Annotated in this window: 11 protein-coding genes; 5 read left to right on the top strand and 6 right to left on the bottom strand. The window is 52.9% G+C overall.

The genetic code is table 11. The features are described 5' to 3' along the window. Nucleotides 1–49: 49 nt before the first annotated feature. The 4 genes from udp (at nucleotide 50) to mutY (ending at nucleotide 4,642) form a co-directional block, all read left to right on the top strand. Entirely contained in the window at nucleotides 50–820 is a 771-nt protein-coding gene (gene udp, locus DXB92_RS05690; protein ID WP_117733026.1) for a uridine phosphorylase, read from the top strand. 216 nt (nucleotides 821–1,036) lie between these two features. Next, nucleotides 1,037–1,723, top strand: coding sequence for a response regulator transcription factor (locus DXB92_RS05685; protein WP_084194290.1), 687 nt, complete (start codon nucleotides 1,037–1,039; stop codon nucleotides 1,721–1,723). Between the two features lie 2 nt (nucleotides 1,724–1,725). Beyond that, nucleotides 1,726–2,943: an ATP-binding protein gene (locus DXB92_RS05680; RefSeq protein WP_021680383.1), complete on the top strand. Its 1,218-nt coding sequence runs from the start codon at nucleotides 1,726–1,728 to the stop codon at nucleotides 2,941–2,943. Nucleotides 2,944–3,010: 67 nt separating this feature from the next. After that, complete coding sequence (gene mutY / locus DXB92_RS05675) at nucleotides 3,011–4,642, top strand: A/G-specific adenine glycosylase (RefSeq protein ID WP_117733024.1); 1,632 nt, start codon at nucleotides 3,011–3,013, stop codon at nucleotides 4,640–4,642. 272 nt (nucleotides 4,643–4,914) lie between these two features. Here mutY and DXB92_RS05670 read toward each other — a convergent pair whose 3' ends face one another. The 3 genes from DXB92_RS05670 to DXB92_RS05660 form a co-directional block, all read right to left on the bottom strand. Then, nucleotides 4,915–5,667 carry a hypothetical protein gene (locus DXB92_RS05670; RefSeq protein WP_117733022.1) on the bottom strand — a complete coding sequence of 251 codons (753 nt, stop codon included), beginning with the start codon at nucleotides 5,665–5,667 and terminating at the stop codon, nucleotides 4,915–4,917. An 83-nt stretch (nucleotides 5,668–5,750) separates the two neighbouring features. After that, nucleotides 5,751–6,944, bottom strand: coding sequence for an enhanced serine sensitivity protein SseB C-terminal domain-containing protein (locus tag DXB92_RS05665; RefSeq protein ID WP_117733020.1), 1,194 nt, complete (start codon nucleotides 6,942–6,944; stop codon nucleotides 5,751–5,753). A 275-nt stretch (nucleotides 6,945–7,219) separates the two neighbouring features. Continuing rightward, complete coding sequence (locus DXB92_RS05660; protein ID WP_117733018.1) at nucleotides 7,220–10,846, bottom strand: dockerin type I domain-containing protein; 3,627 nt, start codon at nucleotides 10,844–10,846, stop codon at nucleotides 7,220–7,222. Nucleotides 10,847–11,475: 629 nt separating this feature from the next. Here DXB92_RS05660 and DXB92_RS05655 point away from each other — a divergent pair. Further along, nucleotides 11,476–13,293: a L,D-transpeptidase gene (locus tag DXB92_RS05655; protein ID WP_117733016.1), complete on the top strand. Its 1,818-nt coding sequence runs from the start codon at nucleotides 11,476–11,478 to the stop codon at nucleotides 13,291–13,293. A gap of 105 nt (nucleotides 13,294–13,398) precedes the next feature. On the opposite strand, the gene DXB92_RS05650 is transcribed toward DXB92_RS05655, so the two are convergent. The 3 genes from DXB92_RS05650 to DXB92_RS05640 all read right to left on the bottom strand — a co-directional run bounded on the left by DXB92_RS05650 (nucleotide 13,399) and on the right by DXB92_RS05640 (nucleotide 16,404). Further along, nucleotides 13,399–13,935: a DUF2500 family protein gene (locus DXB92_RS05650; RefSeq protein ID WP_117733014.1), complete on the bottom strand. Its 537-nt coding sequence runs from the start codon at nucleotides 13,933–13,935 to the stop codon at nucleotides 13,399–13,401. A 55-nt stretch (nucleotides 13,936–13,990) separates the two neighbouring features. Continuing rightward, nucleotides 13,991–15,001, bottom strand: a complete 1,011-nt coding sequence (gene galE / locus DXB92_RS05645) for a UDP-glucose 4-epimerase GalE (RefSeq protein ID WP_117733012.1) — start codon at nucleotides 14,999–15,001, stop codon at nucleotides 13,991–13,993. A 113-nt stretch (nucleotides 15,002–15,114) separates the two neighbouring features. After that, the gene (locus tag DXB92_RS05640) at nucleotides 15,115–16,404 is read right to left on the bottom strand and encodes a galactokinase family protein (RefSeq protein WP_242986606.1); all 1,290 of its coding nucleotides are present in this window, start codon (nucleotides 16,402–16,404) and stop codon (nucleotides 15,115–15,117) included. Nucleotides 16,405–16,693 lie beyond the last annotated feature (289 nt).

Here is a 16,693-nt window from a genome sequence, read left to right as displayed (position 1 = left end):
AAGTGTGTCGAATTATGGGATAGGCAACCGATTCAGAAAGGAGTTCCCTATGGCAGAACGTCAGTTTCACATTCAATGCACCGCGGAGGACATCGGACACTATGTCTTTCTCCCCGGCGATCCGGACCGTGTTCCGTGGATCGCGTCCTATCTTGAAAACGCCCAGAAGGTGGCACAGAGCCGGGAGTTCACCACCTATACCGGCACGCTGGACGGCACCCGCGTCAGCGTCACCTCCACCGGCATCGGCGGGCCCTCTGCCGCGATCGCCATGGAAGAACTGGCTGCTCTGGGAGCCCATACCTTTCTGCGGATCGGCACCTGCGGCGGCATGCAGCCGGAACTGGTGCCGGGGGCGTTGATCATTCCCACAGGAGCGATCCGCATGGAGGGCACTTCGCAGGAATACATGCCGCTGGCATTTCCGGCGGTACCGGATTTCGGATTGACGGAACATCTGGTCTGTGCGGCACGTGCTGCTGCATATGATTATCATACCGGCGTGGTACAGTGCAAGGATTCTTTCTACGGGCAGCACTCGCCGGAAACCATGCCGGTAGCTCCCACCCTGCTCCAGAACTGGCAGGCATGGAAAGCCGCCGGCACGCTGGCATCGGAAATGGAATCGGCTGCTCTGTTCACGGTCGCCGCCGCACGGCACGTCCGCTGTGCCACCATTTTGCAGATGCTGTGGAATCAGGAACGGCAGGCAGTGGTACGGGACAAGGAACACGCCGCAAGCGACATGACACACGCCATCGAGGTCGCCGTGGCGGCAATGCGTGCTGTGATTCGGGAAAACAAGGGAACTGCTGTATAAAGGAAACACTGAATAAAGCCCGCCTGACGGCTTTGCACGCAATCTGCTTGCAGATTTTCCGTCATATTGCCCAGAAATCCCTTGCCAGACACCAAGTCTGCCTGCGGAATTTCTGGGCAATCTGCCGAAAAATCTGACTACGCATCTTACGCACAAGCTTTATTCAGTGTTTCCTAAAGCTTTGCGGCGGATTCCAGGGAAAAGAGGAAATGTAATTTGGCAAACATATTTTGTGTGGAAGACGACACCGGCATTCGGGAACTCATCACCTGTGCTCTCCAGTCCGGCGGCTATACTGCGAAGGGCTTCCCTGACGGAAAAAGCTTTTTCCAGCGTGTACAGGAAGAACAGCCGGCATTGATCCTGCTGGACATCATGCTACCGGACGAGGACGGCATCTCGATTCTGAAACGACTGAAATCCGATGCGGCAACGGCGGAAATTCCTGTCATCATGCTTTCGGCGAAGTCCTCGGAGATCGACAAGGTCACCGGACTGGAAAACGGTGCAGACGATTATATCACCAAGCCATTCGGCATCATGGAACTGCTGTCCCGCGTCAAGGCGGTGCTGCGGCGGAGCCATGTGCAAAAGCCGGAACAGCAGCAGGTGCTCTCTGCCCATGACCTGACCATTGACCTGAACCAGCGTACCGTGGTCTATCTGGAAACGGAGATCGTTCTCACCTATAAGGAGTTCGAACTGCTGTCCTATCTGGTACGCAACCGCGGCTCTGCCATTTCCCGCGACCGGCTGCTGGAACAGGTTTGGGGCTTCTCCTATGAGGGCGAAACCAGAACTGTGGACGCTCATGTCAAGACGCTGCGGCAAAAGCTGGAGGCTGCCGGCTGTACCAATCTCATTCACACAGTACGGGGTTACGGCTATAAGATCGGAGGGTAATTATGGAATGGCTCGGTTGGGCATTTGCTGCGGCAACGGCTCTTTTGCTGACAATTTTTATTTTTCTGTATCTGCACCAGAAACAGCAGGCACAGCATCAGCACAAGAAAAGTCAAAAGGCTCTTGGAAAGCTGGAAAACGAAATGAACCGCATGCAGAAAGAGCTGCACCACGAACGGGATATCATCGGGCTGATTCAGGAGCACATGGTAGAGGGCATTCTGATTCTGGACGATTCCGACAAGATCCAGCTTGCCAACCGCACGGCAACGGCACTGCTGAACATCAGCAAGGAAAGCTGGGACAACAAATCCATTTTCATTCTGACAAACAATCAGGACTTTCTGGACGCACTGCGAAAATCCAAAACAGCACCTCAGCATGAACTGCTGCCGGAAGACAGTGAACTGCACAAGGGCTGCTCTGTGCGGCAGCTGCTGAAGATCGACGGCAAGTATATTCGGGCGTACATCACCCGCGTGGAAATGGGCGGCATTTTCGGCACGATCGTGCTGCTGGTCGATGTGACCTACAACGTCAAGGCGGAAAAGATGCGGCAGGAATTCACCGCAAACGTTTCCCACGAGCTGAAAACACCGCTGACAACCATTAAGGGATTCGGCGAAATGTTCGGCAGCGGCATGATCACCAAAGAGGAAGACGTTGCCAAGTACGGTGCCATGATCGAACGGGAAAGCGAACGCCTGCTGTTTCTCATCAACGACATTATCCGCCTGTCGGAGATCGAGGAACACACGGAAATGCTGAACACACCGGTGGCACTGGAAGCTGCGGCAAAGAACGCCCTGCAAATTCTGGAGCCGCAGATTCAGCGGAACAAAATTCACGTCCGGCTGGAGGGCGACTGTCTGCTGCTCCACAGCAACGAGGGCTACATACGGGAATTGTTCATCAACCTCATTGATAACGCAATCAAGTACAACAATCCGGAGGGCACCGTGACGATCACCATACAGCACCTCGGCACACAGGCGAAAATCGTCATTGCAGACAACGGCATCGGCATTCCCCTACAGGCACAGAGCCGGATCTTTGAACGGTTCTATCGGGTGGACAAAAGCCGTTCGAAACAGCGTGGCGGCACAGGACTGGGGCTGTCTATCGTCAAGCACATCGTAGACTGCCACAACGGCACCATTTCTCTCCGCAGCGAACTGGGACACGGTACGGAAATTACGATTCTGCTGCCGGCAAAGTAATGATAACCCCGCACAAGGTTTGCGAATCGGCTTTGTGCGGGGTTATCCAAAAGAAAGGACAAACAACATGAGAAACGTCATGCAGGAACAAGATGTGACCGACTGGAAAGAACGTCTTGCTGCCTATACGCCCGAAACTGAACAGGAACGACGCGACCGGAACGAGATACTCCTTGCGGCGGAACAGTACGACACACAGCTGCTCTACCGCAGCCACGCGGAAAGCCATTTCACCTGTTCCGGTTTCGTCATGAATCCGGCAATGGATCAGGTGCTGATGGTCTACCACCGCATCTACGATTCCTTTGCATGGACAGGCGGACACGCTGACGGTTCCAGTGATTTTCTCTGGACAGCCGTGCGGGAGGCAAAAGAGGAAACCGGTATTCAGAAACCCTATCCCCTTACCGGAGCCATTCTCTCGCTGGACATTCTCCCTGTCAAAGCACATCAGAAAAAGGGCGTTCCCGTTCCGGCACATCAGCACTATAACGTCACCTACGGCATCATTGCCGACCAGAAAGAAACGCTGCGGATCCAGCCGGACGAAAACACTGCGGTACAGTGGATCCCTGTGGAACAGCTGCCGGAAATCTGCAAAGAGCCCCACATGCTGCCGGTCTATGAAAAAGTGATCCACCGCATGCGTTGCTGGAAAGCCATGCAGGAACAGGCACTTCTGCAAACAGCACAGCCGCTGTTGGCGTGGTATCCGCTGCATGCACGGGATCTCCCCTGGCGGCACACGCAGGAGCCTTACCGCATCTGGCTGTCAGAGATCATGCTCCAGCAGACGCGGGTGGAAGCCGTCAAGAACTATTACGCACGGTTTCTGGAAACCTTTCCGGACATTGCCGCACTTGCCGCAGCGGAACAGGATCAGGTCAACAAGTGCTGGGAGGGGCTGGGCTATTACAGCCGTGCAGCGAATCTGCGAAAGGCAGCACAGACGATTCAGGAGCAGTACGGCGGCGTGTTTCCCCGCACATGGGAGGAAGTCCGCGGACTGGCTGGCGTAGGCGATTACACCGCCGGTGCAGTCTGTTCCATTTGCTACGGTTTGCCTACGCCAGCGGTAGACGGCAATGTGCTGCGGGTGGCCGCCAGAGTGATGAACCACTTCTGTGAGATCGACCGGCCGGAACAAAAGGCAGCTGTCACTGCCCTGCTGCGGCAGGTCTATCTGGACAATCCGGAACACTGCGGCACGCTGACACAGGCGTTTATGGAAATCGGAGCCACGGTCTGCGTGCCCAACGGACAGCCGCATTGTGAAACCTGTCCCCTGTCGGAACTGTGTCTGGGCAGACAGTACTGCGATGCTCTGCGGCTGCCCCAGCGGACTGCCAAAAAAGCCAGACGACAGGAACAGTACACCGTTTTTGTGCTGCAATGCGACGGGAAATTCGCCCTCCGGAAACGCACTGCCAAGGGGCTGCTCCACGGGCTTTGGGAATATCCCAATGTTGCCGGCATCTGCACTGCCGAAGAAGCCATTGCCCAGGCCAGTGCTTGGCACTGCAAGCCCACGGATCTGACGCAGACGGTGGAACGGAAACACATCTTCACCCATGTGGAATGGGAACTCTACGGCGTATACCTCACCTGTGCCAGACAGGACGAACAATTCGTCTGGAAAACTGCGGCAGAAATTACCAAGGAGATTTCCCTGCCCACGGCTTTCCGGCAGTTTTTCTAAAGGCAATACCGCACAAAGATTGTACGACAGATGCGTCGTCAAATTTTTCGGCAGATTGCCTAGAAATTCCGCAGGCATACTGCCGTATGGCAAGGGATTTCTGGGCAATATGACGGGAAATTTGCAAGCAGATGGCGTGCAAAGTCGCCAGACGCTCTTTGTGCGGTATTGCCTAAAATCAAAATATCACAAAAACCCCCTGCCCTTGCAGCCATTGCCGCGAGGACAGGGGGTTGATTTTCTTTCAGAGAGGGTTCAGAACAGGTTGGTTTTTATCCCTTTTTCTTTGCCCAGAATGCGATGCCGCCGCTGATTGCCAGCACTGCGAACACACCGTAGATTTCCATATCGCCGGTCTTGGGAGAAGCGTTTTTCCCCTTTGTGCCGGACGTGCTTCCGCTGCCGGAAGATGACTGCCCAGCGGTTACAGAACCGCCTGCATCATTCGCAAATGTCACCGCGGTGGTAGTTGTCAGCGTGGTCGTACCTGTGGCAACCTCCGCCGTAGTTCCCTCTACAGCAGCCGTCAGATTCGTCAGCGTAAATGTCACAGTAATTTGATTGGTTTCCAGTTCCGACTGCAACGGGGTAAACGTGCCGACAAAGCCGGTAATTGCACCGGCAGCGTATCCCATATCCGTTTTGGACACCCTAAGCAGTCCGTCACCGTCCCGCAGCTTGGCTCCGGTTTCTGTGCCGTTCAGCTGTACCGAATCAATGGTCAGCGTCGTACTGCTGTCGCCCAGCGGCGTGGGATCGATATTGTCAACTACCAGCGTAAGCGTATCCGTTTCCTGCACGGCAGCCACATCACACGAAAGCGTGTTCTGCCCGTCCGTAAAGAGGTTGAGCGTAGAGCTGACGGTGTTCCCATTCAGCTGCAAGTATGCCACGCCCACCTGCTTCGCACCGATCACAGGCGTTTTCGCCTCACAGTGCATCGGCAGCATGACCGCCGACACCGCAGCTGCACATGCCAGTGTCCCTGCCAGCAGCCCGCATCTTTTTCGATTCTTTCTTAACATATTTTTTCTTCCCTTCCCAAAATTTTTTCGCCCCCAAATTACCGGATCAGCATTTCCTTTTACTGCTCCGATGTGTGTAATTTTCAAGCTTCGTAGAAAGCAGTCTTTCTTTCCAGCACTTTCTTGCCGATCGGCGAGCTGATCGGAGCCACTACGCAGGAACCATACTTGTTGATTGCCTTTGCCACGTGGTCAGCGATCTCACGGACATTGTTTTCGTTTTCCAGTTCCAGAACTACCACGAAACCGTCTGTGTTGTTCGCCTTGACACCATCGATGTATGCTTTCTTGACATCTGCATTTTCTGCAAAGTATGCTTTCAGGTCGTCTTCCATGCCCTCCGGAGTGGAGTCAATATCCCGCATTGCCAGACGCGGCTGAATGTTCATTGCCTGCTCCTTGCTGAATGCCAGCCCCATGGTGAACGGATCGAGCACGATGCCGGCAGCTGTGCTCTTGGGATCAGACAGCATTGCCACATAGTTTGCCATGCTCATAGGAACTGCCTTGCAGTCCGGTGCCCCGTTCCACTTCTGTAGTTCCGACAGGCTGGTGAACAGCGGCATGTACTTTCCGCCCTCGTGATTCAGCATGATGAACTCTGCCTGTGCATTGACCTTTTCGCCAGCCTTAACTTCCTTCGGCACTTCCATCAGCACCGGAGCCACAAAGCGTGCTTTCCGCATTGCCTCAAACATATTGTTGCGGGCAGGTTCGTTGTTTTCCCGACGCAGACGGTCTGCGGCAACGATCACTTCCGGATTGGTGACCTTTTCGCAGCCAAACAGCGGGAGAATGTTGTTCTTCTTCGGAGCCTCCTGCGGCTGTTCTGCCTCCGGAGAAACGCCCTTCATCTCTGCCATTTTTTCCTTGCGGATCACGATGTTGGTTTCTGCCGGATTGATGACGATACCGCTGACATCGACACCCTGCTTCAGCAGGATCCCGCAGTACTGGTCAAATGTAATTACCATTGTGTCCGCGTCCGGATCGTTCTTCCACTTCAGGAATTCCAGCCAGTCGGTGAAAGCCGGAAAGAACTTTACACCGTCCTTGTTGGAAACAGCCATGAGAGAAGCCTCCATGTGACGCTGACCATTCTCGTCCGGTTCTACCTCGTTCAGCTTGTTCTGCAACGTGATCGGAGCAATAAACGATGCTGCTGCAATTGCGTCCAGCATTTCTTTTTCGGTCTGTACGCTCTGCTGTTTTTTGAATTCCGCCATTGCGGCAACCAGATCAGGGTTTTTGATTGTGGGTTTTTTCAGTTGTGACAATTTGATTCACCTCATCTAAAATTTATCGCCCGAAAACGCCGCCGTGCCCGCAGGCAGCGGAAGCGACAGGGATAGAAATGAAAACACTTTTCCATGTCAGACTTCCAAATCCGGCATGGGTGCTGTCTATAGTATAACATATCCCGTAAAAAAAAGCAAGTCAAATTGTACAAAAAAACCGAAAAAAGCGGAATTGCTTTTCACGCAAAAATGGCAGCCGAAAACATCGGCTGCCATTTGCAGAATAAAGATCTATTTCTTTTCCGGAGAATCGGTTATTCCGTTACCGGCAGGGAGGTAACTATGCGTACCAGGAATTGCAGCAGAACTGTCGAATCATTGGTAGAGAGTTCTCCGTCCGCCATGCAGTCGGCATTCTTCTGCTGGCTGGCGTTCAGCGTTACCACACCGGCAACCGCCTTGTTCAGCAGAACTGCATCGGTAATATCCACCTTGCCGTCCAAGTTCACATCGCCGTACAGGGACTGAGAGGTCACTTCCGAAGCGGTGGTCTGCGTGGTTTCTGTGTTGCTGTCGCCGCTGCTGACTGGTGTAGTGGCAGTCGAATGTTCCGTGGTGTCCGCCGTATCCGAAGTTGCCGGAGCAGCTGTGGTTTCAGTGGGCTGTGCGGAAGTTTCACTGGTCTTTACAGCAGTTTCTGTCGGCTGCGCAGAAGTTTCGCTGGTCTTTGCAGAAGTTTCCGAACCGGTTGTGGTTTCAGTGGGCTGTACTGCTGTGGTAGTAGTAGTGGTGGTTTGCTGTTCAGAAGAAGTGCTTGTGGTTGTTGTCGGCGGAACGACAATGCTGCCGTTATACATATGGTAACCCATTGTCTTATAGCTGCTGGAATCCGCAGTTTCATACAAACCGCCCGGATTCAGCGAACCGTCTGCATTTCTCCATACAGCATCAAAATCGGTACCCTGTTCCGGAGCCTTTGCCATTGTGATAAAGTCAGAAGCTGCCGGAGCCGCAGAAAGCTTTGTGCCGATCTTCGCACCGTTTGTGATCGCAGTCTTTGCATCTACCTGATAGTAGCCGCTGTTGTAGTACACGCCGTTTTCATAAGTACCAACATACTTGTCGTTAGAAGCACCGCCTTTCAGCTTTGCGTCAGACATAAATACAGAATCATCATAATAGGACATCATATTCTCAAAGATTGCACCCGGATCTGTGCAGCGATAGCAGGAGAAGTTCGGCTTTCCCTTGCCTTCGCCATTGTTGTTGACTGCGGTACAGTTGGTCAGACTGCCCAGCTTCGGGTTATTGTTATCGGTGAAGCCGCAGTGAAGGTTCTCGAATGCCAGACAGTTCTTCAAGATATGTGCAGAACCGATACCAGAGCCGCCCAGCTTGAAGCCGTTGCCGTCGCAATTGCCGTAGCCCTCGCCGAATTCCGTAAAGCCGTTGCGGAATGCAATACAATTCTGAATGGTGACAACACCGATAGGACCGGTAGCACTTTTTGCAAACAGATCCCAGCCGTCGTCACTGTTGTTGTATGCCATACAGCCGTCAAAGACGTTGCCCTCGCCGCAGGTCAGCTTTGCTGCAAAACCATCAGCATTTTCCATGCTGGCATTGTCGCAGTTGTTCTTGGAAGTGCAGTTCAGGATCAGGTTATTGCTGGGCCAGTCTGCAATGGTTGCTGCACTGGTATTATAACGGGACAGCTGCAAACCAGTGTCCTGATTGTCGTTGAATACCATGCGTTCGATCTTATTGTTGTTGCCGGAGAGGAGCATGCCGTTATCGGCTGCCTTGGTGATCTCAAAATCATAGAAGTGCCAGTAGTCACCGTCCAGCACAATGCCACGCTTGCTGCCGTCTGCATCGCCCTGTCCGGAGAAGTCGAACACCACATCTGCACCGTTATAAGGCTTGATCGTCTTCATTGCATTAGCAGTACCGCTGTTCTGAGCGTCAATGAGGATCATTTCCGAGAACTTGTATGTACCGCCCAGCAGATAAATGGTGTGGCCTGCGGACAGCTTGGAGATCGCATCGGTAACAGAAGCCGGATCCTTTTCGGAAGAACCGCTGCCGGTACCGGCAGGCGAACAGAAGATGTCCCCTGCCACCGGCACGTCCGGTGTGGTAGGCGTGGTGTTCTTGGTGGTAGCAGTGGTCAGAGCCGTTGCGGTCGTATCCTTGGACACGCTGACGGTGGTGGTCACTGTAGTAGTCTTGGTTTCCTCAGTGGTGACAACCGGATCTGTGGTGCTGTCGGTAAAGCCGCTGCCGATCGCCACGATAGAGGACTTGTAATTGACCAGAGCGTCTTTCAATGCCTGATTGACCGCATAGCTGGTATCGTCCACGGAGTTGTCAAACTTCCACTGGAGATCACCGCCCTGTACGCGTCCGGCCTTGGCAGTAACGATAGTCGGCACATCAGCCGCTGCATCTGCCTTGTAGCTGTACATGATGCTGGAATCGGTATCGAAGTTGTTGTAGCCTGTGCCGCCGGAAACCGTCTTGACGCTGTCCGGTACTTTTTCAGACGGGCTGGAAACCTCATAGGCATCGAACGAGGTGCTGTTCTGCGAATACGGGATATAGCTGGAAGCACCCTCGATATAGTTGCCGCAAGCCTTGATGATACCGCCGGTTTCGCCGGAGAATGTACCCTCACCCAGTGCATCAGTACCCTGTCCGGAACTCATCATCGGGTTCTTACAGTTGCGGAAGTAGTTGTTTTCCGCGAACGCAGAAGCTCCTTTGGTGACGCCGATGCCGTACTTGGCATTGCCGTCGAAGTAGTTGTTATAGCTGTGTACGGAGCAGGTGCGGATTCTGGGGTGACGGGAATCAGAGTGATCGTACCAGTTGTGGTGATAGGTCACATAGTTGGTTTCCTTTTCTGTCTTCATGCCCTGCAGGTTGCACTTTCCGTTATCCCAGAAGTGGTTGTAGGAATGTGTTACATAGGTGGAAGTCTTGGTGTCCAGTGCACCGTCGCCCTTGACCTGATCGGCATCTGAACCGGCATCACCATAGAAGAAATCACAGTTATGCACCCAGATGTGGTCGTTGCCCTGCTGCAAGCCGCAGTCATCGCCCTCGCTGCTGTTGCAGTTCATGAAGCCGATATTGCGGACCTCTACGTTAGAGCAGTTCTTCATGACCAGACCAAAACCGTTGAATACGGTATCGGTACCAATACCCTCCACGGTGATGCCAGCCTTTGCGGTGTCGATCATCAGATCGCCCTTGGGCATGTCTGCCGGATCGGTGATGTTGCCGATAAACCGCAGGCACAGCGGACGCTTTTCTTTATTTTTCTTATAAGCCGTAATGATGTTCTGCACACCAGTCACATCGGTCGCACCCTTGCCGGTGGAGTCAATGCTTGCCGTCACGGTGTCCTTGTTGGCATCGGTGACATATACCACAATGGCATCTGCTTTCAGCGTGCCGTCCTCGTTGTATGCACCGGAAGAAGTACCCTCTACAAAGCCAAAGCCGCTTCTGTCGTGAGCCTCTACCTGAAGTCCCGCAGTTTCTGCTGCCTTAGAAGCATCTTCCTTGCCGTTAATCACCGGCACGATCTTCATGGTGTAGCTGCCGGCTTTCAGACCCACTGCATCAGCACGGAAGCGATCCGGATACTGGCGTACCAGCATGGTATCCAGCTGCGTGTAGCTGCCGCCTGCCGGCTTGATATACACGTTGTAGCCGGTCGCATTGGACACAGCACCCCATTCCGCATAGGCAGCTTCCAGGTCGCCGCTGGCATCGATCACAGACACCGAAGCACTGGCTGCCACAATCGCCGGAACGTTGTCAGTTACAGTTCCCAGATCTGCTGCCAGAACCGGCTGTGCACCGGCTGCGGCAGTGGCCGCCGCCAGCAGAAATGCCAGAATACTGGTTCCGATTTTTTTGTTCTTCATCATTCATTCCTCCTGTTCGTCCGATGTGTGCATACACCGGACATCAGCTGAAAAATTTCCGGAAGCCTCATTGCCCGGAATATTTCTCCTTATTGCTCAAATTGTGGTGGATAGCTCACATTGTGGTGGCACATTTTCCCACCCAATTTCCACCTTCATTTTACGCCTATTTTCCTATAATGTCAATCTGCTTTTTCAACAAAAATGCAATGTTTTCAGTGTGCACATTACACAACATATTTGCATTTTTTGTTTATTTTCATTGTATAAAGCAACAGAATATATGACTGATTTTCCGCATACATTACAACAGCCCGCCGATAAAATTTCAATGTGCATTTGGAAACAAATCGGTAAAGGATGTTTACAATTTATATTTCATGTCGAAAAGTGTTGACAAACAGAAATCCAGTGGGTATAATAATAAAGAATGGCTCTGGCGAATATCCACGCTGCAGAGCCCGCTTCTCTCAATGTAATATTTTTTTAATTTTTCCAGAAACAGAGGTTCTACTGTCTTCGGACTGACCGCAGCTGTCATCAGTTTGTCAACATACTCGGAACGCCGACATGCGGTGAAGTTCAATGATGCTGTATTCCGCACAGCCCTCGTACCATGGAAGAAAGGAAAGATGACAGTGAACAATAAAGACCAATCCCCTGCCGGAAATGCTCCCAAGCAGCATCTGACCAAAGACGAAATGCGGGAAAAAATCAAAGCTTCTCTCGCTGCAAAAGAGGCAACAGAATTTCAGCCGTCATCGCCAAAGCCGTCTTCTGAACGCTTTTCCGGACAGAATCGTCCGGCTTCCCGCAGCCCTGAAAACGGCTCCGCTTCGGAACGCACCCGTTCGGACAAGGCACGGCAGATCCATGATGCCGTTTCTTCCGGCTATGCCTATGACCAGCCGCGGCAGCAGCGTGCACCGCAGCCGCAGCAACAGCAGCGTTCCGGAGGCAACGTGGCAACAGCACAGCGTCCGCCCCGCCCTACACCGCCCAGACATTACGAACCAGTGCGGGAGGAGTCCAACGCCGGAAAGATCTGCATCATCATTGGTATTGCCGTGCTGGCTGTACTCCTGCTGAGCTACATCGCCGGACTGGCTGTCTATCACAGCAAGTTTCTTCCTAAAACTTACGTCAACGGCGTGGACATCGGCGGCATGACCGCGGAGGAAGCCAGTGACGCAGTTCTGAATACCGCACAGGATATGGGGCTGACATTCATTCCCAAAAGCGGCGACCCGATCACCTTCAAGGGCTCCTCATTCGGCTGCACCGTTACCCTGCCGGACAACGCTCTGACAGAGCCGGCAGACGAAAGTCACGCCCTCTGGTTCAGGAAGCTGTTCTCCAAAACCGAGTATACAGTCAAGATGCAGGATTCCTACTCGGAAGATGCACTGGTCAGCCTGATCGCCGCCTATGACTGGGGCAATGTACCGCCCACCGATGCCAAGGTTGTCCAGAACGAGGACGGTTCCTTTACCATTCAGCCGGAAGATAACGGCAACATGGTAGACACCCAGAAGCTGTCCGACTACACGGTCGCACAGATGCGGGAGGGCAACAATACCATTCAGATGGCAGACAGCGACTGCTACAAAAAGGCAGCTGTCACTGCGGAAAGTCTGGAGCCTACACTGGCACTGTACAACAAGATCGGTGCTGTAGAGATCACCTATGACATGACTGACCGCGAGGAAATTTTCGATCCGGTTGGCACGGAAAAGCTGGATCACGCTACTATCATGGACTGGATCACCACGGACGGCGATGACATCACTGTAGACACCGACAAAGCTTCCGCATGGGTGCAGGAACATATCGCTGACAAGTACGACACACTAGTGACCGGCTACAACTTCAAGTTCAAAGCCACCGAAGACGGAGAGATTACCTTGCCAATCGGTTCTGACGGCATCTACGGCTGGAAAACCAATGTTTCTGCCACTGTGGAAAAGCTGGTAGATTACATCAAAGCCGGCGAGGCAGTAACCATTGAACCGGTATATAAAGTAGAGGGATTCCGCATGAATTCCAACGCCGGCGTTACCTACACCGGAAACACCTACATTGAAGTGGACATCTGCCACCAGCACTTGTGGTACTATGTCAATGGTGAACTGTTCCTGGAGTCCGATGTGGTTACCGGTAAGGAATCCGATCCGACACGTGCCACACCGCCGGGAGCATACAAGGTATGGTCCAGAGAATCTCCGCGAAAGCTGGGGACTTACGCAGTGCAGGGCTATGAAACATGGGTAAATTACTGGATGCCCGTCACCTATACCGGCATCGGTCTGCACGATCTGAACCGCAGTGCCTACGGCGGTGACATCTACATCAACAACGGTTCCCACGGCTGTATCAACCTGCCGCTGGACGTTGCCAAAAAGATCTATGACAAGGTCACTATCAACACTCCGGTTATGATCGTCCCGTAAACCGCAGCCACTATAACAACGAAAAAAGCGTACCGTTTTCTTGTGAAACGGTACGCTTTTTGTTATGGCAGCACGGCACAAAACTGTGCGGTATTGCCTTTTGTATTATCCGCGGCGTACTGCCGGCATCATGCTGGTGAATGCTGCTTCGTCTTCGGTAACTTCTCCCTCCGGATACTGGAACCGGATCAGACGATCCCCCTGAAAAGTCAGCTGTCCCTGCTGATGAAACGGGGTTTCGATATACGCTTTTTTGCTGGTAACAATATGCAGCACATCACCCTTGCGGGTCTTGAAAATCAACTCATAGTATTCGTTGTACAGTTTCAAAGTGCCGCTGGGATCCATGGTTCTGCGGCGTTCATCTACCTTTTGTACCAGAACAGCGATCACAGTACGGGGTGGATTTTTTCCGCGGTTTGGTTTACGCATTGCTCTTTCTCCTGTGATATAATATTCCCGATTAAACTCCAGCGACTGCCGTTTGTCGGCAGTGTTTGGATTCTGTACCAGAAGCCGGCTCAGCTTCTGCCGGAACGGGCTTTGCCGAGAACCCAGCATCACCACCAGCAGCAGCACCACGGCAACAGCAACCATGATAATCAGGAAATTATCGATCGCATTTCCGAATCTGCCTGTCATATGTATTCCTTTCTGTGGGAACGCATTTTCGTAAACGGATTACGAAAGCAGCTTCTCACATTCCATTGGGATTCTGCTTTGTGAAACGCCAGCTGTCGGCACACATCTGCTGCAAATCCGCAGTTGCTTCCCAGCCAAGCAGTTTCTTTGCTTTCGACGGATCTGCATACGAGGTGGCAATATCTCCGGCACGACGTTCCGTGATCTCTACCGGAATCTTCTTGCCGCATGCCTTTTCATACGCATGCACCACGTCCAGCACGCTGCTGCCGTGACCGGTACCCAGATTGATCGGTTCAAAGCCACGGTGCTCCAGTCCGTATGCCACGGCTGCCACGTGACCGGTTGCCAGATCCATAACATGGATATAGTCCCGCACACCAGTGCCGTCCGGCGTGTCGTAGTCATCACCGAATACCCGCACATGATCCAGCTTGCCCAGTGCCACCTGTGCCACATAGGGCACCAGATTGTTGGGGATTCCGTTGGGATTCTCGCCCAGCAGACCGCTGATGTGAGCACCGATCGGGTTGAAGTACCGCAGAGCCACAGCCGTGAACTCCGGATTGGCAGTGCAAACGTCCCGCAGAATCTGTTCAATCATGACCTTGGTGTAGCCATAGGGATTCGTTGCAGAGGTCGGCATTTCCTCCACGTAGGGAGCCTCATTGTTGCAGCCGTAAACGGTCGCACTGGAGGAGAAAATTATCACGTTGCAGTGATACTCCCGCATGACACGCAGCAGGGAGAGTGTACCGCTGATGTTGTTCTCGTAGTATTCCAGCGGCTTTTCCACCGATTCGCCAACTGCCTTCAGACCGGCAAAGTGAATTACGGCATCGATCTTGTTGTCCTCAAAAATCTGCCGCATGTCCTCCTCGTCACGCATATCTGTGCGATAGAACCGCACGTGCTTTCCGGTGATCATCTCGATACGGGCAACTGCCTCCACCTTTGAATTGCAGAGATTGTCCATAATCACGACCTGATAGCCGGCATTGATCAATGCCACACAAGTATGACTGCCGATAAAGCCGGTACCGCCAGTGACCAGAATTTTTCCCATGTTACTTTACGCTTCCTTTCAATTTCTGTCAAATGGAGAGGGAATTTTCCCTCCTATCAGTTTGCCCTGAAAGGCAAACTTTCAGCAGCACTGCACAAAAGCACAATGCTGCCTTATATCAATACAGTCATGCCGCCAACGGAACGAATTCGCAGCACGTGGCAGCAGCCCTTTCCCAGAACGGATTCCATACCCTCCTGAAACTGGGACAGCAGCACAGCCGGCACAAATGCCTGTACTGTTCCGCCAAAGCCACCGCCGTGTACACGGATTGCTCCCCTGCCGCCCAGCACTGCCGAGCCGACTGCAAGGGCAATGGAGATGGGCTGGTCTTCCGGTGCGGAGGACGGGTAGACGTTTTGCAGCAGGCAATAGGAAGACTGTCCGGAGTTCTGTACCAGGTGCAGGAACGCCTCAAAGTCGCCCCGATCCAGTGCATCAGATTCGCCCTGTGCCCGTCCGTCCTCCCGATAAAAGTGCATCGCACGGAGCACTGCACGGTCACCACAGGCTTTCCGCAGTTCCGGAATGGAACGCAGCACCTGTGCCGACGGAACTTCCGCCAGAACGTCCTTGCCGAAATACTTTGCCACTTCCTGCATTTCTGCCGGAATCGCAGCGTATTCCGCTGTCAGGTCTGCGTGGTTTCCGCCGGTATCCACAATGCAAAGTACATAACCAGTTCTGGAAAAGTCAAATGCAACTGGGTGCACTGCCGGCAGCATCGGATTGGCAAAGTCAATGGCAACAGCACCGCCTACTGACGAAGCCATCTGATCCATTAACCCGCAGGGCTTCTGGAAATACACGTTTTCCGCATACTGTCCCATTTGTGCCAGTTCTACCGGTGTGAACCGATTTTCGGCATACAGAGCATTGCAGATATTTCCCAGCAGAACCTCAAAAGCCGCTGATGAGGACAGACCAGAGCCTGCCATGACCTGCGAGGTGGTGTATGCATCAAAACCGGTTTCCAGCGGACATCCGTACTGCTTGAAGCGGGCAGCGATTCCGCGGATCAGTTCTGCTGCTGTAGGCTTTTTGTCCGTTACCGGTTCCAGTTCTTCCAGAGAGATCTCATCTTCCGGAAAGCCCTCTGAATGCACCCGGATCGTGGTATCTTCCCGTCTTGCCACAACAGCGATCACGTCCAGATTGATGCTTGCCGCCAGTACGTGACCACGCTGGTGGTCGGTGTGGTTTCCGCCCAGTTCTGTCCGTCCCGGTGCAGAAAAAATGGCAATTTCCCGACCGCTGCCGTACAGCTGCACAAAACTGTCAATGGCACACATCAGCCGGTTCCGATAAGCTTCCGCCAGATCTTCACCGCCGCCAAGTACTGCCGCGATGTGCATGAATTCTTCCGACTGCAGCAGTCTGCGAGCCTCCTCAATTGTCTTCAATGTGATGCCCCTTTCTCAAATCGCTTTTTCGGAGAACTGCTGTGTAAAGCTTGGTTCCCCGAAAGCGGCAATCTGCGTTCCTACAATTCTCCACTATTCAGTATAACCGATTTTTCACGATTTTGCAAGCATTCTTTGTGATTTTTTCTATCTCGATACAGAATTCGAAAAAAGCAAAGCCTCGGCCTTGAAAATTGAAGCAAATCCCGCCTTACGCTTGCAAACAAAAACCCGATACGGGAATGCTCCCGCATCGGGTTTTTCTTATGCTGTCATAGCCTTGTTGTCA

It is taken from the genome of Ruminococcus sp. OM06-36AC (genome assembly GCF_003438725.1).
Lineage (GTDB): Bacteria > Bacillota > Clostridia > Oscillospirales > Ruminococcaceae > Ruminococcus_C > Ruminococcus_C callidus.
This window is presented reverse-complemented; position numbering and strand designations above follow the sequence as displayed.

Excerpts from the sequence above, each read along its gene's own strand:
- DXB92_RS05650 (WP_117733014.1), bottom strand. The coding sequence starts at position 13,935 with ATGACAGGCAGATTCGGAAATGCGATCGATAATTTCCTGATTATCATG.
- DXB92_RS05655 (WP_117733016.1), top strand. The coding sequence starts at position 11,476 with ATGACAGTGAACAATAAAGACCAATCCCCTGCCGGAAATGCTCCCAAG.
- DXB92_RS05660 (WP_117733018.1), bottom strand. The coding sequence starts at position 10,846 with ATGATGAAGAACAAAAAAATCGGAACCAGTATTCTGGCATTTCTGCTG.
- udp (WP_117733026.1), top strand. The coding sequence starts at position 50 with ATGGCAGAACGTCAGTTTCACATTCAATGCACCGCGGAGGACATCGGA.
- DXB92_RS05680 (WP_021680383.1), top strand. The coding sequence starts at position 1,726 with ATGGAATGGCTCGGTTGGGCATTTGCTGCGGCAACGGCTCTTTTGCTG.
- DXB92_RS05670 (WP_117733022.1), bottom strand. The coding sequence starts at position 5,667 with ATGTTAAGAAAGAATCGAAAAAGATGCGGGCTGCTGGCAGGGACACTG.
- mutY (WP_117733024.1), top strand. The coding sequence starts at position 3,011 with ATGAGAAACGTCATGCAGGAACAAGATGTGACCGACTGGAAAGAACGT.
- galE (WP_117733012.1), bottom strand. The coding sequence starts at position 15,001 with ATGGGAAAAATTCTGGTCACTGGCGGTACCGGCTTTATCGGCAGTCAT.